The organism is Propionibacterium freudenreichii subsp. freudenreichii, from assembly GCF_000940845.1.
Lineage (GTDB): Bacteria > Actinomycetota > Actinomycetes > Propionibacteriales > Propionibacteriaceae > Propionibacterium > Propionibacterium freudenreichii.
The window spans coordinates 553,269-576,376 of sequence record NZ_CP010341.1 but is presented as its reverse complement, the minus strand read 5'-3'; the positions used below and the strand labels follow the sequence as shown (position 1 = coordinate 576,376).

The window sequence follows — 23,108 nt, the reverse complement described above, 5'->3', positions numbered from 1 at the left end:
CCCCGGGCGGCCACAGCCGCCCACCAGTGGATAATCCCGGGCGGCCACAGCCGCGTCGAACGGGCCGTCTGGGAGCCATTTGCGAGTTCTGCGACAATGGTGGCGTGGCCAGACGCGCAACTCTTGACAAGAAGCGGGAACAGGTCGCGGGGATGTTCGACGATGTCGCCCCGCGATATGACCTGCTCAACGACGTAATGAGCATGGGGCAGGACCGTCTGTGGCGTCGCGAGGTGGTGCGCGCCGTGGACGCCCAGCCCGGCGATTATGTGCTTGACCTGGCGGCCGGCACCGGCACCTCGTCGGCACCCTTCGCCGCCGCCGGCGCCCATGTGTTCCCCACCGACCTGTCGTTCGGGATGCTCGAGGTGGGCAAGCAGCGCCAGCCCGACCTCACCTTCGTGCAGGGCGATGCCACCGCGCTGCCCTATCGCGATGATTCCTTCGACGCCGTGACGATCAGCTTCGGGTTGCGCAATGTGGAGGACACCGCCAAGGCGCTGGAGGAATTGCGCCGGGTGACCCGTCCGGGCGGACGCATCGTGATCTGCGAGTTCAGCACCCCCACGTGGGCGCCCTTCCGGGTGTTGTACCAACGCTTCTACCTGCCCCGGGTGATGCCGCTGCTGGCGCACCTGGGCTCAAATCCCGACTCCTACAGCTACCTCACCGAGACCATCGCCGCCTGGCCGAACCAGCAGGCCCTGGCCCGGCTGATGTCCGACGCCGGCTGGAAGCGCGTCGAATGGCGCAACCTGTCGGGCGGCATCGTGGCCATGCATCGCGGATTCGCGGACTGACAACCCACGATGAGCACGGGAACCTCGTCACGCCAACCCGGGGGAACGGCTGACCCACGGGACGATCGGGGGACCCCCGGCGCCGCACATCCGGCGCGCCTGAGCCATGACCCACGCCGTCCGATCATGCTGGATTCCTATGCCGCGCGCAGCTGCCCGGTGAAGACCCGCAACCGCTTCGACCGCACCGTACGGCTTCCGGTGAACACCTCCAGCGATATCGCCATCCGCGCGTCCACCGACGCCATGCAGGAGCTCTTCACCGGCTCCACGGCCTTCAAGAAGGAGGTCATGGACGCCCTGGCCGCCCATCCGGACGCCGTGGACCTGCGTTCACTGATGGACGAGGACTGGAGCGAACGCTCGGCGGCGACGGCTGATGCGGTGGCCGCCGGCGCCCTGCTCATCATCGCCCCGGTGCTGCCGCTGGACGTGGCGGGCCACCGCGCCGGCCAACCCGATGTGCTCGTGCTCGGCCCACCCGCCCCCGATGGCGACACCGGCTACTACCCGGTGATCATCAAGCGGCATCGCGTGCTGGAGGCCAGCCCACGGGGACGCCGCCAACCCTGCACCCCCCTGTCGGGCGGTCAGCGCCTGCTACGCGTGGCGGGCTGCGGCGTGCGCACCCACCGCGAGGGCGACCTGCTGCAACTGGCCCACTACCGACGCATCCTCGAGGCCACCGGCTGGTGCTCGGGCGGGGTTCCGGTGGCCGGCATCATCGGCACCGACGAGATCCTGATCCGGCAGGGACGCCCGGTGCTGGGTCGTAACCGCACCCACCGTCCCGGCGACCTGAAGCACCTGGTGATCTCGTGGGCCAACCTGGGCGCCAAGCGCCTGCGCACCTTCGCGCGCACCGCCAGCAGCGGCTGGCGCTATCGCTCGTCGCTGGAACGCTACGACCATGAATTCGCCTTCCGCCTGAGGATCGCCGAGATCGCCGCGCGCCGCACCGGCAGCCCCGACGACCCCGACCCCCGCGTGCGTCCGATCGTGGTGCATGAATGCGAGTCATGCCCCTGGTGGGTGGCCTGCAAGCCGCAGCTGAACGACGACGACCTGAGCCTGCGCATCGGCAAGGCTCGCCTCGACGTGCACGAGATCACGGTGCTGCGCTCGATGGGCATCTCCACGATCACCGACCTGGCCTGCACCGACGTCGAACAATTGCTGCCCACCTACCTGCCCGAAGTGCAGCACCGTCCCGGCGCCGAGAACCGACTGCGCCTGGCCGCCGAGCGGGCCGACATGCTGGCCCACGGGATCGCGGTGAAGAAGACCTCGGTGGGGCCCATCGAGCTGCCCGCGCAGGGCTATTCGATTGACCTGGACATCGAGACCTCCGCCGCCGCGCGGGTCTACCTGTGGGGCTTCCTGGTGAACGATCCCGACGACGATTCGGGGCCCCACTACGTGAGCTTCTCGCGCTTCGAGGACCTCGACCACGCGGGCGAACGGGCGCTGGCCGAGGAGGCCGCCACGTGGCTCGTCGAGCAGCTGACGGCCCATCCCGAGGCGAAGGTGTACCACTACTCCGATTACGAGGTGGTGCACATCCGGCGCATCGCCCGCAAGAGCGCGTCGCCAAGCCTGCGCGAGCTCGCCCAGAACTGGACCCGGACGAACTTCTTTGACCTGTTTCCGGTGGTGCAGAAGAATTTCTTCGGCGTCCATGGGCTGGGACTGAAAAAGCTTGCGCACAACGGGGCCGGGTTCAACTGGCGTGACGAGGACCCCGGTGGCCTGAACTCGCAGTGCTGGTTCGCCGAGGCGGTGCACGGCCCCAACCACGAGGTGCGCGCCGGATTCGCCACCCGGGTGTTGGAGTACAACGAGGACGACGTGCGCGCCACCCGCGCGCTGCGCGCCTGGATGCGCACGCTCAGCTGAGGGCCACCCCGCCCGCTCAGATCATCGAGATCGCGACACCGGCCAGGATACCGAGGGCGTAGCAGAGCTCGCCCAGGCCGGTGTTCTTCAGCGTCGCGACCAGCGCCATGCCCCGGGCACCACCCAGGATCACCCGACAGGCCGGGGCCAGGAACACCAGGCAGGCCAGTCCGAGCAGGGCCCACCAGGTGGTCAGCGCCGCCACGCCCACCACGGTGAGCGCCGCCACGCCCACCAGGACGGCGTAGAGCACGCGCGTGGCGCGGTCGCCGATGCGCGTCTCCAGGGTGCGCTTGCCCGAGGCGGTGTCACCGACGATGTCGCGCAGGTTGTTGGTCACCAGCACGGCACAGGCGAGCACCCCGATGCCGGCAGCGGTCAGCCAACCGGGCGCGCCCACCCGGGCGCTGAGCAGGTAGCTGGTGCCGCCCACGGCCACCAGCCCGAAGAAGACGAAGACGAAGATCTCGCCCAACCCCAGGTAGCCATAGGGATGGCGCCCACCGGTGTAGAACCAGGCGGCCAGGATGCAGGCCACGCCCACGATCAGCAGCCACCAGTGGCCGGTGACCAGCACCGCCACCAGGCCGGCGAGCGCCGAGACGGCGAAGCAGGCGAAGGCGGCGCGCTTGACGGCGGACGGATTGGCCGCGCCGGAGCCGACCAGCCGCTGGGGTCCCACCCGGTTCTCGTCGGAGCCCCGCACCCCATCGGAGTAGTCATTGGCGAAGTTGACCCCGATCACCAACGCCAGCGCGACGACCAGGCACAGCGCAGCGATGCCGAGCGGTGCCCGTCCGTGCCACCAGGCGATGGCCGTTCCGGCCACCACCGGGGAGATCGCGGTGGGGAATGTGCGCAGCCGCGCACCCTCGAGCCATTCGGACGCTGTTGCCATCGGTGTTGTGCCTCACAAGCTTGGTGCCAGCACCCCGCACCGCCTGCGGATGATGGGTCGGTGGGGATGTCTTCGGGGATGGCCGTGTCCAGTGCCGGGGGGACGTCGGGCGGGCCGACGTCGATCATGCCACGAGCGCCGCCCGGTGTGCCGCACGGGCGGACCCCTAGACTTGGGGACATGGCGCGTATTCTCCCGGTGTTGGTCCTGCTGGCACTGACGATCTTCGCGGTCGTCGACCTGACCCAGACCGACCCCTACGACGTGCCCTATATGCCCAAGTGGATGTGGCTGCTCGTGGTGATCTTCCTGCCCGCCGTGGGGCCGGTGGCGTGGATCGTGCTGAGCCGCCTGCACGGCATGAACGACGGCAGCCGCGATGGCGGCGGCGCTCCCCCGCCCGACGACAACGAGGACTGGCTGCGCAAGCTGTGAGGCCACGCTGACGGCGGTTTTGGTGGCCGTTGGCCCGCTCGGCCGGTCGTTTTCCCGCGCAGCTGGGGTTTCACCCCAAGAACTCGCGTCGGAAGCTGTCATGCGCTTGGCAGCCCGCTGTGCCCGGGCCACGGCTGGACCCGCCGCCTTTCCGCGGCTCCCCTTTCCACCTCGGTGGCATGTGCTGGCGATGGCCGTGCCGCTCGATTGCCGGGCAGGACTGCGTCCCAGCGTCCCGCGCCGGCCGCCCGCCCCACCCGTCGGGCATGTCAGGAGTTGATGCGTGACTGTGTTGATGCGCGACCAGGCGGCCGGGTCGACGACGAGGAGCCAGCAGTGAGAAGGATGTTCGCCTCGCTGGCCGTGCCGAACTACCGCATCTACTTCACCGGCATGACGGTGTCGAACATGGGCCAGTGGATGGCCCGCACCGCCCAGAGCTGGCTGGTGCTCACCGTGCTGACCGACCACTCGGCCACCGCCCTGGGCACCGTGACGGCGCTGCAGTTCCTGCCCACGCTGTTCCTCATGCCGATCGCCGGCAAGCTGGCCGACCGCTTCCCCAAGCGGCGCATCCTCATGTTGGCCCAACTGGTGGGACTCATCGACGCCGCCGTGCTGTCCACCCTGGTGATCACCGGGGTGGCCGAACTGTGGCATGTGTACCTCATCGCGACGATCGACGGCGTCGGTTCGTCGTTCGATTCACCGGCCCGCCAGAGCTTCGTCTCGGAGGTGGTCTCGGGGCGCCAGCTGTCCAATGCGATCAGCCTCAACTCCGCGAGCTTCAATATGACGCGCCTGCTGGGCCCCGGACTGGCCGGCGTGCTCATCGCCATCATCGGCACCGGACCGGTGATCGCCGTCAACACCGTGTCGTTCGCGGCGATGATCATCTGCCTGGCGCTGCTCAAGACCCGTGACCTGGCCACGCCGGCCAGGGCGAAGGACGGCGGCAGCATCCATGAGGGCCTGCGCTATGTGCGCCGCCGCCCCGACCTGATGGTGCTGTTGGCCATCGGCTTCGCGGTGGGCGGACTGGGCTTCAACTTCCAGATCTCCAATGCGGTGATGACCACCGGCATCTTCCATCGCGGCTCGGACGCCTTCGGCCTGCTCGACTCGATCATGGGCGTCGGCGCCCTGGCTGCGGCGCTGTGGTCGGCTGCCCGCCATGGGCCGCGCATCCGCCACATGATCATCTCCATGGCCGCCTACACGGTGCTCGGCCTGGTGGCGGCGTTCTCCACCAACTACTGGGTGTTCGCCCTGCTGCAGGCGCCCATCGGGCTGGCCACGATCACCGCGCTGGTCACCGGGAACACCCTGCTGCAGTCCCACACCAGTGCGTCCATGCGGGGGCGGGTGCTGAGCCTGTGGATGCTGATGATCACCGGCATCTCGCCGGTGGTCTCGCCGGTGGTGGGCCACCTGGGCGACTGGCTGGGCCCGCGCGCCACGGTGATGTTCGGCGTGATCTGCGTCGGCATCTCCACCGTGATCATCACCTGGGTGATCATGCACACCGACAGCCTGCGGTTGCGCTTCGACTCGCACCGACGTGGCTGGTGGTACCTGGAACGGCGCCGGGTGACCGACGAGATCACCATGCCGGTGAAGTAGCCGCGCTGAAGTAGCCGTGGGCTCCCGAACGGGGCAGACTGGACGCTTGTAGGCTCATCCGGACGGCCCACCCGACACGTTCGGGAGACCGTCGAATCCGTGGGCCACGACTATGGCGCAGGGCGACCACGCGACTCATCGCGTGGCAGGAAAGGGGATCTCATGGCGGACGACAACTACGACGATCTGTACAACTCGGATGTTGTCGCCTCCGACGGCAAGAAGATCGGTGGCGTCGGCCAGGTGTACCTGGATGACAAGACCGGCCAGCCCACCTGGGTGACCGTGAAGACCGGTTTGTTCGGCACCAAGGAGAACTTCGTGCCGCTGGTGCATGCCGATATCGCCAATGGCGAGATCAAGGTGCCCTATGCCGAGGAGGTCGTCAAGGAGGCCCCCACCGTCGATCCCGATCGTCACCTGGACGCCGACGAAGAGGCGGACTTGTACAAGTACTACGGGATCGAGACCGTTCCCGCCCCCGGGACCGACCGGGACGAAGCCGACGCCGATCAGGCCGACGCGGACCAGGCCGGTACGGGCCCCAACGCCACGCAGTGACCCCCGGCCGGCGCCGCGCGCCGGCTCAGCAACCGAAGTCGACGATCTGGTCGCCGTCGAACTCACCCTCGGGCCACACCGCCCGCACGATGCCCGCCGCGGCCAGCGCCTTGCGGCAACCCGGGCAGGGCTCGTCGGTGATGAAGGCCGTGGCCCCCTTGGTGTCGCGGGTGGCGAACAGCAGCGCATTCATCTCGGCATGGATGGCGATGCAGAAGCCCGGGGTGCCGGGCCGGTCGTAATCGCCCAGGCCCGGGATCTCGTCGTAGGACAGCCGCCCCCGTGGGCAGGCACCCTCAAGGCAGTCCGGACGCCCCGGCGCGGCCCCGTTGTAGCCGGTGGCAATGATGCGATGGTCCGGGCCGACCAGCACGGCCCCCACCCGGCGTCGCGTGCACTTTGCGCGTGCTGCCACTGCCTGGGTGATGCCGAGGAAGTATTCGTCCCAGCTGGGGACGGTGATTTCCTGTCCCGGCTCGATTGTCGCCATAGGACAAGCGTAACCAGCCCCAACAGGGCTAGATGTCGATGTCCTCATAGGAACGCGGATCGCTCTTGGGCTCGAGGTGGGCCGACACCCGCAGGTCCGGTTCCACCTTCACCAACTCGTCGATCACGTCCTCGGCCAGGTCATGGGCGCGCTTGACGCTCCACTCGTCGGGCACCAGCACGTGCATCTCCATAAAGCGCCGATTGCCCGACTCGCGGGTGCGCACGGCGTGGAAGTCGATCTCGCCGTCGGCGCGGAAGCGGTCGAGCACCCCTTCGATCTTCGCCTCGTCCTCCGGCGGCAGGGCGATGTCCATCAGGCCCTCCGACGAGCTGCGGATCAGCCGCCAGCCGGTCCACAGGATGTTGATGCCGGCCAGGATGGCGACGATCGGGTCGAGCACCTGCAGGTTGGTGAGCGCGACCAGGCCGACGCCGATGATCACCGCCACCGAGGTGACCACATCGGTCATCAGGTGGCGTCCGTCGGCCGACAGGGTGGCCGAGCGGCGCTGCTTGCCGGCGCGGATCAGCAGGAAGCCGACGCCGCCGTTGATCAGCGAGGCCACCACCGAGATCAGCAGGCCGAAGCCCAGCTGCTCGGGCATCCGCGGATTGAGGATGCGTTCGACCGCCGAATAGATGATCACCACGGCGGCGACGAAGATCATGATGCCCTCGAAGGCCGCCGAGAAGTACTCGGCCTTGGAATGGCCGAAGGGGTGATTGGAATCCGGCGGCTTGATGCTCACCTTCAGCGCCACCAGCGCGAAGATGGCCGCCACCAGGTTGACCACCGACTCCAGGGCATCGGACAGCAGGCCGACCGATCCGGTGAGCCAGGCGGCACCCGACTTCAGCACGATGGTGACCACGGCTGCGGCGATGGACAACCACGCGAACTTGCTCAGGTCAACCGGCGCCGCATAGCGCCCGGCAATGGTCTCGCGCATCGGCGACGCCTTCTCGGTGGAGGTCACATTGGTCACACGAGCCATTATCCCGCACCCTGCATGGGCTTCGTCCCACCTGCCATCGGCGTACCCCCCACCTGCCATCGGCGTACGCCCCACCTGCCATCGGCGTACGCCGGCGCACCCCATCGCGCGGCCCGGCACCCGATACCGAAGGCGCGGAATACCGGAGGCGGGGTGCCGTCGCGCGTCCTCGCGAAGTTAGGCTTGGACCATGTCCCGCCCAGCATGGTTCGGCGTGCTCCCCTTCCTGGGGCGCCACGCGTCCACACGCCAGGAGACCCCCGCGGTCCAGGGTCTGGTCATCGCCGGCGGCGGTGCCCGGGCAAGCTTCCAGATCGGCGCCCTGCGCTATCTGTACGAGCGCGAGCACATCGCCCCGAGCGTGATCACCGCCACCTCGGCCGGAGCGATCCTCGGCTCGCTGCTGGCCCAGTCGAAGGACCCGGCCGAGCAGCTGGCGTCCCTGCGCGGCATCGAGAAGCTCTGGCTGGCCATGACGCAGCCCTCGGACATGTTCACCGAACGAAGCTGGTTCACCCAGCTGAAATCGCATGCCGACGCCCTGGACGTGCTGCGGCAGGTGGAGGAGAAGGCCGAACACGACGATCCGGGCCACCAGCCCGGGTTGTGGTCGCGGTTTGGTTGGGGGACGCGCCAGGCCGCCGCGAAGCAGGAGGGCGACGCGAAGCAGGCCGGGGCCACCCCGACCCACCAGGTGACGGGCGGCGCAGCCACGGGCGCGGGCGAGTCCCCCGACGCCCCGGATGCGGCGCCCACCAGCACCGACAACGCGCTGAGCCCCCAGGAGCGGACCCTGGCCCTGGCCATGTCGGAGGAACCCGGCGAACCGCTGGGGTGGACGCCGAATGTGTTCTTCCAGCTCGCGGCGGGCCTGCCCCAGCTGGGGCGCGCCAGCGCCGACCTCACCGCGGCATGGCGGGGCCTGGAACGCAATCGGTCGCTGTTCAAGCCCGGGCCGATCCTGCGTCGCCTGCTGTCGCGCGACTTCTTCCACTCCGAGCAGGTCACCTCCTCGGGAATGACACTGCGCTGCGCCTTCGTCGGACTCAATTCCGGGGAGCTGCGCTATATGCGCGAGGACGGGCACATCGTCGACCGCGATGACAAGGTGCTGGCCGGGAACCCCTTCGACATCAGCATGGGCGTGCTGGCCTCGTGCTCCATCCCCGGGGTATTCAAGCCCGTCGAGATGAACGGCGAATGGTACGTGGATGGTGGCATCCGGGAGAACGTGCCGGTCGAGGGGGCCGTCTCCAACTTGGGGGTGACAAGGCCCTATGTGATCGTCTCGGGGCCATCGGGGCTGAATTACGACGCGCAGGTGGGCTCCGGCGACCTGATCTCGATCCTGTTCCGCATCCAGTCGATCCAGAGCGACGAGTCAGAGCGCGACGAGGTGGCCTATGCCCGCAGTTCCGGGGCGGTGGTGATCGAGCCGGAGCTGTCGGTGCACGAGACGATGGAATTCGACCCCGGCACCCTGCGCATCAACCGCGACTACGGCTGGATGCGCGCCGCCGAGGCCATGCACGAGGCCGACGCCGCCACCCAGCAGGTGAACCGCGAGATCATCGAGACGCGCCTGCAGGCGTGGAAGCGCGAGCGCCAGATGAAGCCCGGCAGCCCCCACGAGTTCGATCAGGCGATGCTCAACGAGGTCGGGCAGTTGAAGCTGCACCTGCAGTCGCTCCTGGGCTCGGCGGACAAGGACCTGCTGCCGCCCGATGCCCAGCAGTGGTGGACCCGCTCGGAGGGCGACGACGCGCCGGCCGCCAGTTGACGGCCGGACGGTGGGCGCGGCATCGGTGCACGACTTGGTCGGGATCTGGTGGCGCGTCGGAACTGCTGATGGGAAAGACCTGCTGACAAGAAGACCTGCTGACAAGGAGGAACACAGCGCCGTGAGCAGCACCGACCGCGGATACGACCACCTCTACGGAGCGCGCGTGATCGACCGTGACGGCGCGTTCGTCGGCGACGTGGCGCAGGTCTATACCGATCAGGTCAACGGCGAGGCCCTGGCGGTCACGGTGCGCACCGGACTGTTCGGGGCCAGGCGCCTCCTCGTGCCGCTCATCAATGCCGCCGTGGGCTGGCATCGCATCGACGTGCCCTATCTGCGCGCCCATGTGAACTCCGCTCCCCCGGCCGGCACCCCGGTGCGTTCCGCCCGCGACGCATATCCCCACCTCAGCCCGGTGACCGAGGCGGAGATCGCCGCCCACTATGAGCTGACCACCCTGCGCTGAGCACACGCGTCGCACCCACGCCACACCGATTGCCCACCACGGGACGCAAGCGATGGACCACGGACACACCGTGGCCGGCTGTGCAAGGATGCCAAGCAAAGACTTGAGAGGCGGGTTGTGATGACGTGGTTTGCTGTGGGGCTCGGCCTGGCAGGGCTGATCCTGGGAATTATTGCCATCATGCAGGCGCGGCAGGCCAATCGGGCCGCCCATGACACGCGGGCGAACGTGAACGCCGCGGTGCAGGCCGCGTTCAGCGCGGCCGCCGATGCCCAGAAGAGCCACCAGGAGCTGGTGGCCCGCAGCCGCGCCGCCGTGTTGCACGACACCCAGGACAATGGGCCGGCCTTCCCCGGCACCCAGGAGCGGGGACGCTTCAACTGGGTGATGGAGATCAGCCGCGACGAGAAGGGCCTGGTGACCAGCCTGCGCGCCGTCAGCGAGGGATCGCACATCGCCCATGACGTCACCTTCATCGTGAACAGCGACGAGCATGCCGAACGCTCCGTGCACTTCGACGTGATCCGCCCGGGACGTCCGGTGGACCTGCGCGCCGAGCAGACCGTGGCCATGCACCGCGACCGGGTGGCCGAAGCCACCAAGCAGCAGGCGACCAACACCGCTGGCATCGCCACCGACATGCCCCGCAAGCTCGGCCCGATCGACACGCACCTGCGGCTGAGCATCATCGCGGTGACCGAGGACGGGACCCCGCAGGCCTACGTGATCGAGCGCACGCTGCGCACCACCGAGCACGGCTCGGTGCTCGTCTACGCCTGAGGCGACCGCTAGCGGCTGCACCCCCTGTGACGCACAGCATGAGGCAACAAACCGAACCCGCCCGCAGGGGTGTTGCACGCCCTCTCCCCAACTGCCTGTGCGCCTCGCACGCAGGTTAGGCTTGGGGCATCACCATGACCGCCCGCAGTAGCGCGCGCCATGGATTCGCGCAGCGGCGCGAGCCGCAGAAGGAGCACACATGAATCCCCGCCTCAAGGCGCTGTCCGATGCCGGAGTCTCGATCTGGCTCGATGACCTCTCCCGTGCCCGCATCACGTCCGGCGGCCTGGCAGAACTGATCAAGGACAGCTCGGTGGTCGGCGTCACCACCAACCCGACGATCTTCGCCGGTGCACTGTCCAATGGTGCCGATTACGCCGCCCAGCTCACCGAGCTCGGCGATGTGAGCACCGCCGAGGCGATCAAGCAGCTCACCGCCACCGATGTGCGCGATGCCTGTGACCTCTTCGCCCCCATCTACCAGTCGAGCGAGGGCTACGACGGCCGGGTCTCCATCGAGGTGGAGCCCGGACTGGCCCACGACACCGAGGCCACCACCAAGCAGGCCGCCGAGCTGTACAAGCTCGTCGACCGCGACAATGTGCTCATCAAGATCCCCGCCACGCTGGCCGGCCTGCCCGCCATTGAGGCGACGATCGCCGCCGGCATCTCGGTGAACGTGACGCTGATCTTCTCGGTGGAGCGCTACCGCAAGGTGATGGACGCCTACATGGCCGGACTCGAGAAGGCCGCTGCCGCCGGCAAGGACCTGTCGAAGATCCACTCGGTGGCATCGTTCTTCATCTCGCGCGTCGACAGCGAGATCGACAAGCGCCTGGGCGCGCTCAACCATCCCGAGCTTGCCGGCAAGGCCGGTGTGGCCAACGGGCTGGTGGCGTTCGGCGCCTACCAGGAGGTGTTCGCCTCCGAGCGCTTCCAGAAGTTGGCCGCCAAGGGTGCCAACCTGCAGCGTCCGCTGTGGGCGTCCACCGGCACCAAGAATGCCGCCTACCCCGACACGCTGTACGTCAGCGACCTGGTGGCCCGTGGCGTGGTGAACACCATGCCCGAGAAGACCATGCAGGCCTTTGCCGACCATGGTGAGCTCGGCGAGCCGATCGATGGTCGCGCGGCCGAGGGCCAGGCCACCCTGGACAAGATCGCTGCCGCCGGCGTGCCGCTGGCAGAGGTGTTCGATCAGCTCGAGACCGAGGGCGTGGACAAGTTCGTCGCGTCCTGGGCCGAACTCGTGGAAAGCGTTGCCTCAGCAATGAAGCGCTGATCCTCTCTTCGGACGACGGCGAAGTCCCGCGACCCGCTTGTGCTGTGATGCTTACGCACGGCGCCGGGTCGCGGGACTTTGCCGTCTTGGATCAGATCGCGCCGGAAGGGTCGACGTGGGGCGGGTTCTGCGCGAGGGTTCGCCTTCGGTGTGGGTAATTATTGGGCATCGAACCGGCTTGTCACGAGTATTCTTGGCGGCAGTCATGGCCGCTCAACGACAGGTGGGATGCCGGCAGCCGTGACGGGTCATCGATGGGGATGATGATGGACACTCAGCAGTCACACAGTCGGCAATCGCATTCACGGATGATGTGGCGGAGGACCGTGCCCGTTGCCATGATGGGCATGGTGGCGCTCACCGCGGCGGGAAGCCTGATCGGCACGGAATCGGCCCGGGGCGAGTCCGCCAGCCGCACCGCCGCGACCACTCAGCAGGCGACCTCGCAGGGCATCACCCAGTCCATCGCCGTGGACGCCTGCGGGCAGCGGGCCGAGCAGACGATCGCCAAGGCCGCACCGGCCCTGGCGGTGAAGGCCCATGACACGCTCGATACGGCCACGCTCCAGCGTGATGCCGACCGCTGGCAGGTGCAGATCGGCGTGCGGATCGGTCAGAAGCAGCACCTGGCCCATTGCACCGTGACGGGCAGCGCGACAAGTCCGGCCATTGCCAACTTCGTCTACTGGTGAGGTTGTTGGGCCCCAAAAACCTGGTCGGTGGGGGGGTCTGCGCGACCGGCTTGTGCTGTGACGCTTACGCACGGCGCCGGGTCGCCCAGACCCCCCACCTTGATCCGATTCGGGACCGGATGGGGAATGGGCGAAGTGGGTTGAGTTGGGAGCGCATCCTCGGCTTGGGCGGGGGCAAGGTCTGCGCCGGGCTGGGCCGGGCGGCACCCTTGGGTTGAGCGGCAGGATGGTTGATGCCGGGTTGGCGTGGACACTCCGTACGGCCGGCGCGGACTAGATTTGAGGGTGTAGCACCCTTACCCCAAGGAGCACCGATATGCGTGGCGTCATCATGGAATCTGCCGGAGTTGTCCGCGTGGAAGAGCGCGACGACCCGAGGATCATCGAGCCGACCGATGCGGTGATCCGCATCACCACCACCTGTATCTGCGGGTCGGACCTGTGGCCCTACCGCGGCGTCGTCCCGGTGCACCACCAGGTGATGGGCCACGAATACCTGGGCGTGGTCGAGCAGATCGGTTCGGCGGTCACCACGCTCCATGTGGGTGACCATGTCGTCGGGTCGTTCTGCATCTCTGACAACACCTGCGAGATCTGCCGGGCCGGCTACCAGTCGCGCTGCGTGCACGGGGAATTCGTCTCGCAACACATTGGCACGCAGGCCGAGAAGGCCCGCATCCCCTACGCCGACGGCACGCTGGTGGCGATGCCCGGCAAGCCCGATGCCGACCTCATCCCTTCGCTGATGGCCACCTCCGATGTGCTCGGCACCGGCTGGTTCGGCGCCGTCGCCGCTGGCGTCGGCGAGGGAAGCAGCGTCGCCGTGGTGGGCGATGGTGCGGTGGGACTGATGGCGGTGCTGGCCGCCAAGCAGCTGGGCGCGGAACGGATCATTGCGATGTCGCGCCATCCGGAACGCCAGCAGTTGGCCCGCGAATATGGGGCCACCGACATCGTGGAGGAGCGTGGCGACGCCGGCGCCGAACGGATCAAGCAGACGACCGGCGGGCTCGGCGTCCAATGCGCCGTCGAGGCCGTGGGCACCGAGCAGTCGCTCATGCAGGCCGTCGACGCGACCCGGCCGGGCGGGCATGTCGGCTTCGTGGGCGTCGCGCATGAGGGTGTCGCCCTGCCGATGGACAAGATGTTCGCCGCCGAGGTGCACCTGTTCGGCGGGCCGGCACCGGTGCGCCGCTTCCTGCCGGAGCTCATCCAGCTGGTGTGGGACCGCAAGATCAACCCCGGCAAGGTCTTTGACCTGACCCTGCCGCTGGAGCGCGCCGCCGAGGGATACAAGGCCATGGACGAGCGCACCGCCATCAAGGTGCTGCTCACGCTGTGACGCATCCATCGTCCGGGTCCGCCGGCCGCCGGCCCCGCGTTGCGCTGATCGGCGCCGGTGCCATCGGCATGGCCGTGGCGTCGGGACTGTTGCGAGCCGGCCGCGCGGTGGTCGTTTGCGGCGGGCACGCGCCCATCCACCGCATCGAGGTGACCGAGCACGGCACCACCTCGGCGTGGGCGGTGGAGCACACCGACGACCCCACGACGCTGGGCGACGTCGACACGGCGATCGTGGCCGTCAAGGCCCAACAGACCGATTCGGCGGCCGACTGGCTCCGCGCGGTCGCCCGGCCGCAGGTCACGGTGCTCGTGGCCCAGAACGGCGTGGAACAGCGCGAGCGGGTGGCGCCCTACCTGGGCCAGCCCGGTGCAGGTGCGTCCCCGACGGACGCGCCGCAGGTGGTGCCGGCCATCGTCTACCTCAAATGTCGAACGCCTGGCGCCCGGGCGCGCGCGGGTGAACCACGTGGGCGATGTCGACCTGGCCTTCCCGGTCGGGGAAGCTGCCCGCGAGCTGGCCGATGAGCTCACCCACGGCGGCCTGCGCGTCCGGTTGGAGGATGATTTCGCGGCGGCGGCGTGGCGCAAGCTACTCACCAATATCTCGGCGAATCCGCTCACCGCACTGACCGGACGACGTGCCGAAGTGCTGCATGAACCGGCCATCAGGCAGGCTGCCGGGCAGCTCATGGCCGAGGCGGTGACGGTGGCGCAGGCAGCCGGCATCCACCTGACGCATGCCGACGCAACCGCCGCCTTGGACTGGCTGGCGACCATCCCCGGTGACGCCACCACCTCGATGCTCTCGGATCGCCTGGCCGCTCGTCCGCTGGAATATGACGCCCTCACCGGTGCCGTGGTGCGCACGGCCGCACGCGTCGGCGTCGAGGTGCCCGCCAACAAGCTGATGCTCGCCCTGCTGTCGGCGCTGCCGTCCGGCGAGGGCCCCCACCGGCGGTAACATCGCGCCACAAGACCGTCTGGCCGGAAGACCGCCAGGTGACCGTCTGGCCAGGAGGCCTAGTTGTACTTCCCCGTGACGTTGTGAACGCGGGCTGAGGGAGTCTGGCCGCCGATCCCGGTGTGGGGTCTGTGGTGATTGTAGTGATGGAGCCAGGTCTCGTAGGCTGCGGCGCGCTCGGCTTCGCTGGCGTAGGGCTTCGCGTAGGCCCACTCGACGGCGAGGGTTCGGTTGAACCGCTCGACCTTGCCGTTGGTCTGCGGCCGGTATGGCCGGGTCCACTTGTGCTTCACCTCGTCGCCGAGCGCGTCAGCGAAGGCGCCTGACCGGTAGCAGGAACCGTTGTCGGTCATCACCGCGGTGACTGTGACGCCCAGGCCTGCGAAGAACGCGTTCGCGCGGGTCCAGAACCCCGCTGCGGTCTCTTTGCGCTCGTCGTCAAGGATCTCTGAGTACGCGATCCGGGAGTGGTCGTCCACGGCGTGGTGCAGATACCGGTAGCCGCGAGAGCCGGCTGCCCCGGCACGGGCTGCCTTGTCGCGGGCCACTCCCGCGTGACGGTCCTGCATGGATCCGCGACCGTGGGCACGCCACCCGCCGCCGTCGGGGATCCGGCCTTGTTTCTTGATATCTACGTGCACGAGCTGGCCCGGCGCGGCGACCTCGTACCGTTTCGGCTTCGGGCGGCGAACCGGCAGCCCGGTGGCCTGGTCGATGTTGATCAGCTTCGGCATCTTGTATCGGGCGAGCACCCGACCGACCGTGGAACGGTGCAACCGCAGGTGATACGCGATCCGGTGCGGACCCCACCGGCGAGTGAACCGCAACGCGACGATCCGATGCTCCGTCTTACGCGAAAGCCGGTTCGGTGACGAGGTGGGCCTCGAACTACGGTCGATCAACGGCAGCCCTGCCCGGTACCTGTCGGCCCACCGCTTCACCGTCGCGGGCGAGCACTGGAACCGTTCCGCCGCCCGCCGCAACGACCAGCCCTGTTCCACGACGAGAACAGCAAGACGACGACGCCCTTCCGGTGTCAAGGGTGCGTTAGCGTGAGTCACGAAGACCTCCGTGGTCAGGAGAGTGAGTGTGGTAACCCACATCCTGCCCGGAGGTCTTCGCTACCTCACCCGTTCACAACCTCCCGGGGAAGTACACCTAGTGACCGTTTCGCACCGCGCCCGCAACGCCGAGACCTTCCATGCGCTCGATTTCGCCCAGCGGGCCGCCGACCTCGAGGCACAGGGCCATCATGTGGTGAAGCTGTCGATCGGCGAGCCCGACTTCGGTGCGCCGCCGGCCGTGCTGGCCGCTGGCCGCGACGCCCTCGACGGGCGTCCCCTGCCCTACACCCCACCACTGGGCCTACCCGAGTTGCGCTCTGCCCTGTCCGATTTCTACCGCGATCGCCACGGTGTGCAGGTGCCCGCCGAGCGGATCGCCATCACGATGGGCGCCTCGGCCGCGCTGCTGTTGGCCACCGCGGCAACAACCGATCCGGGTGACGAGGTGATCCTGGCCGACCCCTCCTATCCGTGCAACCGCGAGCTCGTGCAGTCGTTCGGGGGCACCGTCGTCGCGCTGCCCACCACGGCGGCGACCCGCTACCAGCTCGACGCCGACATGGTCGAGCGGGCGTGGGGCGACCGCACGACCTCGGTGATGATCGCCAGTCCCTCGAATCCCACCGGCACCTCGATCCCGTTCGACGAGCTCGCCGCCATTTGCGAACTGGCCCGCTCGCGGGGCGGCTGGCGCATCGTCGACGAGATCTACCTTGAGCTGTCGGACGCCAGCCCCGCCCATACCGTGCTCGAGGTCGATCCGGACGCGATCGTCACCGGAAGCTTCTCGAAGTACTTCGGGATGACCGGTTGGCGGCTCGGTTGGGCGGTGCTGCCCCCGCAGCTGGTGGGGCCGGTGGAACGGCTGGCCATGAACTATTTCCTGTCGGCCTCCAACCCCACCCAGCAGGCGGCACTGGCGTGCTTCACCCCCGAGACGCTGGAGGTCTGCGAACGGCGACGCCGTGAGCTGGGCGCCCGGCGCCGGCTTGTGCTCGAGGGCCTGGCTCGCATCGGCCTGCCGGTGCCCGTCGTGCCCGATGGTGCGTTCTATGTGTACATCGACGTGTCCGGCACCGGGCTGGGGGCCTGGCAGTTCTGCGAGCAGGCCCTCGACGTCGCCCATGTGGCGCTCACCCCGGGGCGTGATTTCGGGCCGACCACCGGCGAGACCCATGTGCGCCTGTCGTATGCGGCGTCGCGCGGGGAACTGGACGAGGGGCTCTCCCGGCTCGGTCACTTCCTGGCGTCACGACGCGGCTAGGGCCTGGCGCCACGGCCGAATCCGGCGCGGCGCCCACTCCTCAGCAGCACCGGGCGCGGCACCCACCCTTCAACAGCACCGGGCGCTCAGGACCACTTGCCCGTTGGCAGCACCTTCCCGCCAGCAGCACCGGGCCCTCAGTGGCGGCGTCCCGGGATCAACCGCGCCGAATTGAGGATGAACGCGCTTTCGCTGCCCACATGGAAGACCGCCGCGAGCACCGGGCCGAGCAGCCCGAAAGCGGCCAGGACCATGCCGATCACGTCGACCACGATGGTGCCGACGAAGTTGAACATCACGATGCGTCGTGCCCGCCGCGCAATGTGCAGGGTGGCGGCCAGGTCGTTCAGGTCGGAGCTGATCAGCACCACGTCTGCACTGTCCCGGGCAATGTCGGTGCCGCTGCCCATCGCGATGCCCACCGTCGCCCGCATCAGGGCGGGCGCGTCGTTGACGCCGTCCCCCACCATGGCCAGCCGGTGGCCGGCGGCGCGTTCGGCGTCGATGGCGCGAAGCTTCTCGTCGGGCAGCAGTCCGGCGCGCACCTCGGTGATGCCCAGCTCGTCGGCAACGGCCCGGGCGGTGGCCGGCTGGTCGCCGGTGATCATCATCACCCGCAAGCCGCGGTGGCGCAGTTCGGCGACGACGCTGCGCGCGGAGTCGCGTACCTGGTCGACCAGCAGGACCGTACCGGCATAGTGCCCGTCGACGCTGACATGGACGGGCGTGGCCACCCCGTCGGCTGCCGACGCCGGGGCGTCGGGCACCAGGCGGGCGTTGCCGGCGGCGATCATGCGTCCGTCGACCTCGACGCTGACCCCGCGTCCGGGCTGGTAGTCGAAGGACTGGGCCGTGCCCGGCGCCACGCCTGCCGCGCGCACGTGGGCGGCGATGGCCCTGCCCAGCGGATGTTCGGAATAGGCTTCCGCGGCCCCCGCCCAGGCCAGGAGTTGCTGCGTGCTGACGCCGGGCGCAGTGCGCACGTCGGTGACGGTCGGGACGCCCCGGGTGAGTGTGCCGGTCTTGTCGAAGACGACGGTGTCGACCACGCTGAGTGCCTCGAGGTGTGCACCACCCTTGACAAAGGCCCCCACCCGGGCGATGCGGGCGATGGCCGCCAGGACGGCAAGTGGCGTGCCGGCGGCGATGCCACAGGCGCCGGCCACGATGATCACCGAGATCGTCGCCGACAGGTCACGGGTGACCAGGAAGGTGACGATCGCCCCGGCGATCGACAGGTAGACCAGCCAGGCCGCGAACCGGTCCGCCATCCGCTGCACGGGCGCCCGCGACGACTGGGCCTCGCGGACCGCCGTCACGATGCGCCCGTACGACGAGTTCGCACCGACGCGCTCGGCGCGCACCTCCAGCGCACCGACCTGGTTGATCGAGCCGGCGTAGACCGGGTCGCCCACGGCAACGTCCACCGGCATGGACTCACCGGTGATGCGCGACTGGTCGAGCGTCGACCGCCCCTTGTCCACCACACCGTCGACCGGGACGCGTTCGCCGGGCCCGATCACCAGCACCTGGCCGGGCGCCACGTCGTCCAGCGCGATGTCGCGGGTGGTGTGCCCCTCGCGCAGTGTCACGGTGGTGGGCAGGAACGACATCAGGGCGGTCAGCGCGTCGCGGCCACGGTCCATCGACAGGTCCTCGAGGATCTCGGCGGCGAGCACGAAGGTGGTGATGAGCAGCGAGGTGGTCCATTCGCCGATGACGCCGGCGGCGATGATCGCCAGCAGCATGGACAGTTCCATGCTCATCCGACGCTGGCGGATGTCGTGCCAGGCCTCCACCACCACCGGCCAGCAGCCAACGACGAGCCCGATGACGGCGAGCAGCGGCACGGTTGGCGAGGGCCAGTCGAGACCAAGGGCCAGGGCGGCGGTGCAGGCGGCGACGAACAGGGTGCGGGCAAGGTCGGTGCGGTCGATGCGGGACCACAGGCTCGTGCCCGCCTGCTGACGGATCGTGGTCCGGGAGGTGCTGCCGGTGACGGTGGTCATGCCCGTTGCCCGGGGTCGGTTGCGGAGGCCGTCTCGGTGGCGTCCGGGGCGGCCGGTGCGGCGGGGACCCCCTCGCCGTTGAGATGGTGTGGAGGTACGCCACCCACCACGTGTTCGGCCTGGAACACCGCCTGCGCCACGAGCTTGCGGGCGTGTTCGTCGATGAGGCTGTAGAAGACCCGGGTGCCCTCCTGGCGGGCCTGCACGATCTTCCCCCAGCGCAGCTTGGCGAGGTGCTGCGACACCGCCGTGGGCGACTTGCGGACGCGATCGGCCAGGTCGCCCACCGAGAGTTCACCGTCGCGCAGGGCAAGGATGATGCGGATGCGGGTGGCGTCCGACAGCAGGGAGAACACCTCCGCAGCCAGGTCGACGTACTGGCTCTCGACGTTGAAGGTGCAAGCCTTCATATCTTCACGCATACGCAGATATTAAGGTTAGGGCACCCTCAGATGCAAGGCCTTATTGGGCCACTTGAAGGCCACGGGCTTGCCACGGGACGCTGGGCAGACGCGTCCCCCCAGAGCCCCACTGAGTGGACACCTGTGCGGCGTCATTCCCGCACAACTGCCCACTCAGGCGGTGATCACCGAGCGAAGGATGGACGCATACATGCGGACCGTCGACCCTTGTGGTCGGGCGCCGTGGCGGGTGCAAGTGCTCTCAGCGATTTGCTGGTACGTATGCTGGTGACATGCCGGCATGACTCTTGGCCAGTGGCTCGAATCATGCCCTGACTAGGTGTTTTACAGTGCCCCCACGGGGGATCGAACCCCGGACCCAAGGATTAAAAGTCCCTTGCTCTGCCAGCTGAGCTATGGAGGCTCGCCCTATTCTAGTCACAGGCCCCGCCCCGGAAGTGGGCCGCGGATGGCGCCGGACATGCCGGTGTCGACCCGCACACGGGCACGCCGGTCCGCCGGCACCCGGGTCGGCGTCGAACTCCCGGCAACCCCGGACGCCTCAGTCCTGCGAACCCAGGATCCGCCCGATGATGCGGTCGCGCGACCGAGTGACCGCCTCGGCGGCCACCGGATCATCGCAGAGCATTGTCCCCAGGGCGGCGAACGACTCCACTGCCGCCACCACCATCGCGTCATCCAGGTAGTCCTGCGCGGGCTCCTGACCCTCCGCCAATGTCTCGCCATGCGTCCGCGCGATCACCTCGGCGATGCGCCGCAGCTGCCCTCGCGTATCCGCCAGCACCTCGTCACGCATCTGTGGATGGCGGATGGCATACAGGTTGGCCTCCAGCGTCAACAGCACCTGTCGCTGGACCGCCTCACGGTCAGCACCCGACGGCATGGATGCACCCGTCAGGCTTGACTCCAGGTCCTCGTGCGACCGGGCCAGTTCACGCTCGATCAGGGCCTTGAACAGCTCCTGCTTGCTGGCGAAGTTCGCATACAGCGCCCCCTTGGTATAGCCGGCGCGCCGCGCGATCTCCGAGACGCCCGTGCCCTCATAGCCCTTCTCCGCGAACAACTGCGCCGCCGCATCGAGCAGCGCCTCACGCGTCGCCTCGATGCCCCGCGGGCGGGCGGACGAGCCACTGCCCAGTCGCTCGGCCACATCGGTGATCTGCTCGGAGGCGCGCCGCAGCGGATCGGTGACCCGGGCGTTGATCTCGTCGCTGGTCTGGTTCACCACCGCGCTCGACAGCTGTGACAGGGCGGCACTGAGGCTCGACAGCGCCGAGCCGATGTCCGAGCCCTCGTCCGGTTCAGCCATATCTCCTCCTTGCACGGGGTCCTCCCCCGGCCGGTTCGGCGCCAGTCTATCGGGCCAACCAGCATTGACATACCGTTCAGCATCTGTCTAGATTGCCGGTATATACCGTTCGGTATACGACACCATCACAGACGATCGACGGCAATACCGCCGACACGGAGCAGCAGGATGAACACAGTCCTCGACGTGCGCGGTTTGCACAAGCACTTCGGCAAGGGAGCCCACCGGGTGGAGGCGAACGCGGGGGTCACCATGGCGGCCCACGCCGGCCAGGTGGTGGGCCTGCTCGGCCACAACGGCTCGGGGAAGACCACCATGGTCAACCAGATCGTCGGACTCACCCGACCCGATTCCGGCACGATCACGGTCGGCGGCATCGACGCGACCACCCACCCGGCACTGGCCCGACGCCTGGTGAGCCTGCAGGCGCAGGCCAATGTGCCGATCACCGGCCTGACGCCACGACGTGCCATCGAACTGGTCGGACGCATGCGCGGCGCTCCCGCCCGGGCCATGCGCTCCCGGGCACGCGAACTGATCGAGGCCCTCGACATCGGGCCCTGGGCCGACGTCGCCAGCCAGAAGGTCTCCGGCGGGATCGCCCGCCTCACCGCCTTCGCGATGTGCCTGGCCCGTCCCGCGCCCCTGGTGGTGCTCGACGAGCCCACCAATGACGTGGATCCGGTGCGCCGCCGGCTGCTGTGGACCCAGATCCGCCGGCTGGCCGACGCAGGCCATGCCGTGCTGTTGGTGACGCACAACGTCCGCGAGACGGAACGCGTCGTTGACCGGCTCGTGGTGCTCAACCACGGTCAGGTGCTGGCCCAGGGCACCCCGGCGACGCTGGTGCACGACCGGGCGGGAATGCTCACCCTCGAGGTGGACCAGGCCCCGGGACAGCCTCCCCACTGGCCCGCGGGCATCACCGCCACCCCGGTGGGTGACCACCGCAGTCGGGCCGTGGTCGCCTCCGACCGCGCGGCCGCGCTCGTCGCGTGGGCAGCCGACGAACTGCGCACCGGCGCCATCGAACGCTACGAGCTGTCACCGGTCTCGCTGGAGGACGCCTACATCGACCTCGTGACCGGCCACCATCCCGCCGCTGCGGGAGCCGACGCTGATCAGCCGGATGCCGCGCCCCTCGACGAGCCCGACACCACCACCGAATCCACCGCCGGTCAGGAGCACACCGCATGAGCACCATCACGTCCGTCCAGGCGACGCCCAACACCGCCACCACCGGAACGACCATGGCGCCGGCCGGCGTCGCCCGCTGGCGCCAATTCGGACTGGTGTTCCAATGGCAACTGCGGCGCAACCTCACCCTGGTGCCGCTGTACGGCGTGGTGCAGCTCGTGTTGTCGGTGGCCACGGTGGTCGGCTACGGCCTGTTGATCGGTGATCCGGCGCCACATGCCGCCCGGTATCTGGTCACCGGCGCCCCAACGATCTCCCTGGTCATGCTCGGCCTCGCAATGACCCCACAGTTCGTGGCGCAGTCACGTACCGAGGGCAGCCTCGACTGGATGCGGGCCCTGCCCATCTCACGTCCCGTCTTCCTCCTGGCCGACCTGGCGGTGTGGACGATGGTGGCCCTGCCCGGGCTGGTCCTGTCGATCATCGTCGGCGCCCTGCGCTTCCACCTCGACCTGTCGATGAGTTGGCTCATCGTGCCCGCCGCCCTACTGATCGCCCTCACCTCGGCGTCGATCGGATATGCCATTGCCAACCTGTGTCCCCCGACGCTGGCCCAGCTCATCAGCCAGGTGCTGGTGTTCGTGATCCTCCTGTTCTCGCCGCTGAGCTATCCGGCCGACCGGCTCCCGCAGTGGGGCCAGGCCGTGCACCACTGGCTGCCGATTGAGTCCATGGGCGAGATCATGCGCCACACGATCCTGTCCGCCGATTTCGCGGCACCACTGTCTGCATGGCTGCAGTTGGCTGCCTGGTGCGCGATCGCGGTGACCGGCGCCTCCTGGGCCCTGGGGCGGCGAAGCTGAGTAATGCCTGAACGACGGGCCACCGTGAGCCG

At 68.7% G+C, this 23,108-nt stretch carries 23 protein-coding genes and 1 tRNA gene; 16 read left to right on the top strand and 8 right to left on the bottom strand.

What is annotated here, in order from left to right; genetic code table 11:
- Nucleotides 1-104 precede the first annotated feature (104 nt).
- Nucleotides 105-800: a demethylmenaquinone methyltransferase gene (locus RM25_RS02310; protein ID WP_013160432.1), complete on the top strand. Its 696-nt coding sequence runs from the start codon at nt 105-107 to the stop codon at nt 798-800.
- A 126-nt stretch (nt 801-926) separates the two neighbouring features.
- Nucleotides 927-2,696, top strand: a complete 1,770-nt coding sequence (locus RM25_RS02305; protein WP_044635995.1) for a TM0106 family RecB-like putative nuclease — start codon at nt 927-929, stop codon at nt 2,694-2,696.
- A gap of 16 nt (nt 2,697-2,712) precedes the next feature.
- On the opposite strand, the gene RM25_RS02300 is transcribed toward RM25_RS02305, so the two are convergent.
- Nucleotides 2,713-3,594: a 1,4-dihydroxy-2-naphthoate polyprenyltransferase gene (locus RM25_RS02300; RefSeq protein WP_013160430.1), complete on the bottom strand. Its 882-nt coding sequence runs from the start codon at nt 3,592-3,594 to the stop codon at nt 2,713-2,715.
- A 180-nt stretch (nt 3,595-3,774) separates the two neighbouring features.
- On the opposite strand from RM25_RS02300, the gene RM25_RS12225 reads away from it, so the two are divergent.
- The 3 genes from RM25_RS12225 to RM25_RS02285 all read left to right on the top strand — a co-directional run bounded on the left by RM25_RS12225 (nt 3,775) and on the right by RM25_RS02285 (nt 6,213).
- Nucleotides 3,775-4,029 (top strand): PLD nuclease N-terminal domain-containing protein, encoded by a 255-nt coding sequence (locus RM25_RS12225; protein ID WP_013160429.1) that lies wholly within the window; start codon nt 3,775-3,777, stop codon nt 4,027-4,029.
- Nucleotides 4,030-4,374: 345 nt separating this feature from the next.
- Nucleotides 4,375-5,652, top strand: coding sequence for an MFS transporter (locus RM25_RS02290; RefSeq protein WP_044635994.1), 1,278 nt, complete (start codon nt 4,375-4,377; stop codon nt 5,650-5,652).
- A 162-nt stretch (nt 5,653-5,814) separates the two neighbouring features.
- Nucleotides 5,815-6,213 (top strand): PRC-barrel domain-containing protein, encoded by a 399-nt coding sequence (locus RM25_RS02285; protein ID WP_013160426.1) that lies wholly within the window; start codon nt 5,815-5,817, stop codon nt 6,211-6,213.
- Nucleotides 6,214-6,238: 25 nt separating this feature from the next.
- Here the strand turns inward: RM25_RS02285 and RM25_RS02280 are convergent, their stop codons facing one another.
- The gene (locus RM25_RS02280) at nt 6,239-6,703 is read right to left on the bottom strand and encodes a deoxycytidylate deaminase (protein ID WP_013160425.1); all 465 of its coding nucleotides are present in this window, start codon (nt 6,701-6,703) and stop codon (nt 6,239-6,241) included.
- Nucleotides 6,704-6,731: 28 nt separating this feature from the next.
- A complete protein-coding gene (locus tag RM25_RS02275) occupies nt 6,732-7,700 on the bottom strand; it encodes a cation diffusion facilitator family transporter (protein ID WP_013160424.1) in 969 nt (322 codons plus the stop codon).
- Between the two features lie 190 nt (nt 7,701-7,890).
- Here RM25_RS02275 and RM25_RS02270 point away from each other — a divergent pair, with 190 nt between their 5' ends.
- The 8 genes from RM25_RS02270 to RM25_RS13125 all read left to right on the top strand — a co-directional run bounded on the left by RM25_RS02270 (nt 7,891) and on the right by RM25_RS13125 (nt 15,008).
- Nucleotides 7,891-9,480 (top strand): patatin-like phospholipase family protein, encoded by a 1,590-nt coding sequence (locus tag RM25_RS02270; protein ID WP_044635993.1) that lies wholly within the window; start codon nt 7,891-7,893, stop codon nt 9,478-9,480.
- A 121-nt stretch (nt 9,481-9,601) separates the two neighbouring features.
- Nucleotides 9,602-9,949 (top strand): PRC-barrel domain-containing protein, encoded by a 348-nt coding sequence (locus tag RM25_RS11765; protein WP_013160421.1) that lies wholly within the window; start codon nt 9,602-9,604, stop codon nt 9,947-9,949.
- A 120-nt stretch (nt 9,950-10,069) separates the two neighbouring features.
- Nucleotides 10,070-10,729, top strand: coding sequence for a hypothetical protein (locus RM25_RS02260; RefSeq protein ID WP_060762859.1), 660 nt, complete (start codon nt 10,070-10,072; stop codon nt 10,727-10,729).
- 199 nt (nt 10,730-10,928) lie between these two features.
- Nucleotides 10,929-12,011 carry a transaldolase gene (tal, locus tag RM25_RS02255; protein WP_013160419.1) on the top strand — a complete coding sequence of 361 codons (1,083 nt, stop codon included), beginning with the start codon at nt 10,929-10,931 and terminating at the stop codon, nt 12,009-12,011.
- 308 nt (nt 12,012-12,319) lie between these two features.
- Nucleotides 12,320-12,703: a hypothetical protein gene (locus tag RM25_RS02250; protein ID WP_155641118.1), complete on the top strand. Its 384-nt coding sequence runs from the start codon at nt 12,320-12,322 to the stop codon at nt 12,701-12,703.
- Nucleotides 12,704-13,019: 316 nt separating this feature from the next.
- Nucleotides 13,020-14,045, top strand: coding sequence for a zinc-dependent alcohol dehydrogenase family protein (locus tag RM25_RS02245; protein WP_173425123.1), 1,026 nt, complete (start codon nt 13,020-13,022; stop codon nt 14,043-14,045).
- A complete protein-coding gene (locus RM25_RS13130) occupies nt 14,042-14,572 on the top strand; it encodes a ketopantoate reductase family protein (protein WP_230954635.1) in 531 nt (176 codons plus the stop codon). The genes RM25_RS02245 and RM25_RS13130 overlap by 4 nt, the downstream gene beginning before the upstream one ends.
- Nucleotides 14,514-15,008: a ketopantoate reductase family protein gene (locus tag RM25_RS13125; RefSeq protein ID WP_230954634.1), complete on the top strand. Its 495-nt coding sequence runs from the start codon at nt 14,514-14,516 to the stop codon at nt 15,006-15,008. Before RM25_RS13130 ends, RM25_RS13125 begins: the two co-directional genes overlap by 59 nt.
- Before the next feature lie 59 nt (nt 15,009-15,067).
- Here RM25_RS13125 and RM25_RS02235 read toward each other — a convergent pair whose 3' ends face one another.
- Complete coding sequence (locus RM25_RS02235; RefSeq protein WP_044636623.1) at nt 15,068-16,069, bottom strand: IS481-like element ISPfr17 family transposase; 1,002 nt, start codon at nt 16,067-16,069, stop codon at nt 15,068-15,070.
- 100 nt (nt 16,070-16,169) lie between these two features.
- Here RM25_RS02235 and RM25_RS02230 point away from each other — a divergent pair, with 100 nt between their 5' ends.
- Nucleotides 16,170-17,336 (top strand): aminotransferase class I/II-fold pyridoxal phosphate-dependent enzyme, encoded by a 1,167-nt coding sequence (locus RM25_RS02230; protein WP_052809087.1) that lies wholly within the window; start codon nt 16,170-16,172, stop codon nt 17,334-17,336.
- A gap of 137 nt (nt 17,337-17,473) precedes the next feature.
- Here RM25_RS02230 and RM25_RS02225 read toward each other — a convergent pair whose 3' ends face one another.
- From RM25_RS02225 to RM25_RS02210, 4 genes are all read right to left on the bottom strand, one after another.
- Nucleotides 17,474-19,345: a heavy metal translocating P-type ATPase gene (locus RM25_RS02225; RefSeq protein WP_044635990.1), complete on the bottom strand. Its 1,872-nt coding sequence runs from the start codon at nt 19,343-19,345 to the stop codon at nt 17,474-17,476.
- Nucleotides 19,342-19,767, bottom strand: a complete 426-nt coding sequence (locus tag RM25_RS02220; protein ID WP_044635989.1) for an ArsR/SmtB family transcription factor — start codon at nt 19,765-19,767, stop codon at nt 19,342-19,344. Before RM25_RS02220 ends, RM25_RS02225 begins: the two co-directional genes overlap by 4 nt.
- A 330-nt stretch (nt 19,768-20,097) precedes the next feature.
- Nucleotides 20,098-20,170, bottom strand: a tRNA-Lys gene (locus tag RM25_RS02215).
- A 138-nt stretch (nt 20,171-20,308) separates the two neighbouring features.
- On the bottom strand, nt 20,309-21,076 hold the full coding sequence (locus RM25_RS02210) for a TetR/AcrR family transcriptional regulator (protein WP_044635988.1): 768 nt from the start codon (nt 21,074-21,076) through the stop codon (nt 20,309-20,311).
- A 168-nt stretch (nt 21,077-21,244) separates the two neighbouring features.
- Here RM25_RS02210 and RM25_RS02205 point away from each other — a divergent pair, with 168 nt between their 5' ends.
- Together RM25_RS02205 and RM25_RS02200 are read left to right on the top strand one after the other, a co-directional pair.
- Nucleotides 21,245-22,273, top strand: coding sequence for an ABC transporter ATP-binding protein (locus RM25_RS02205; RefSeq protein WP_080774455.1), 1,029 nt, complete (start codon nt 21,245-21,247; stop codon nt 22,271-22,273).
- Nucleotides 22,270-23,076, top strand: a complete 807-nt coding sequence (locus RM25_RS02200) for an ABC transporter permease (RefSeq protein ID WP_052809086.1) — start codon at nt 22,270-22,272, stop codon at nt 23,074-23,076. The genes RM25_RS02205 and RM25_RS02200 overlap by 4 nt, the downstream gene beginning before the upstream one ends.
- Nucleotides 23,077-23,108: the final 32 nt, after the last annotated feature.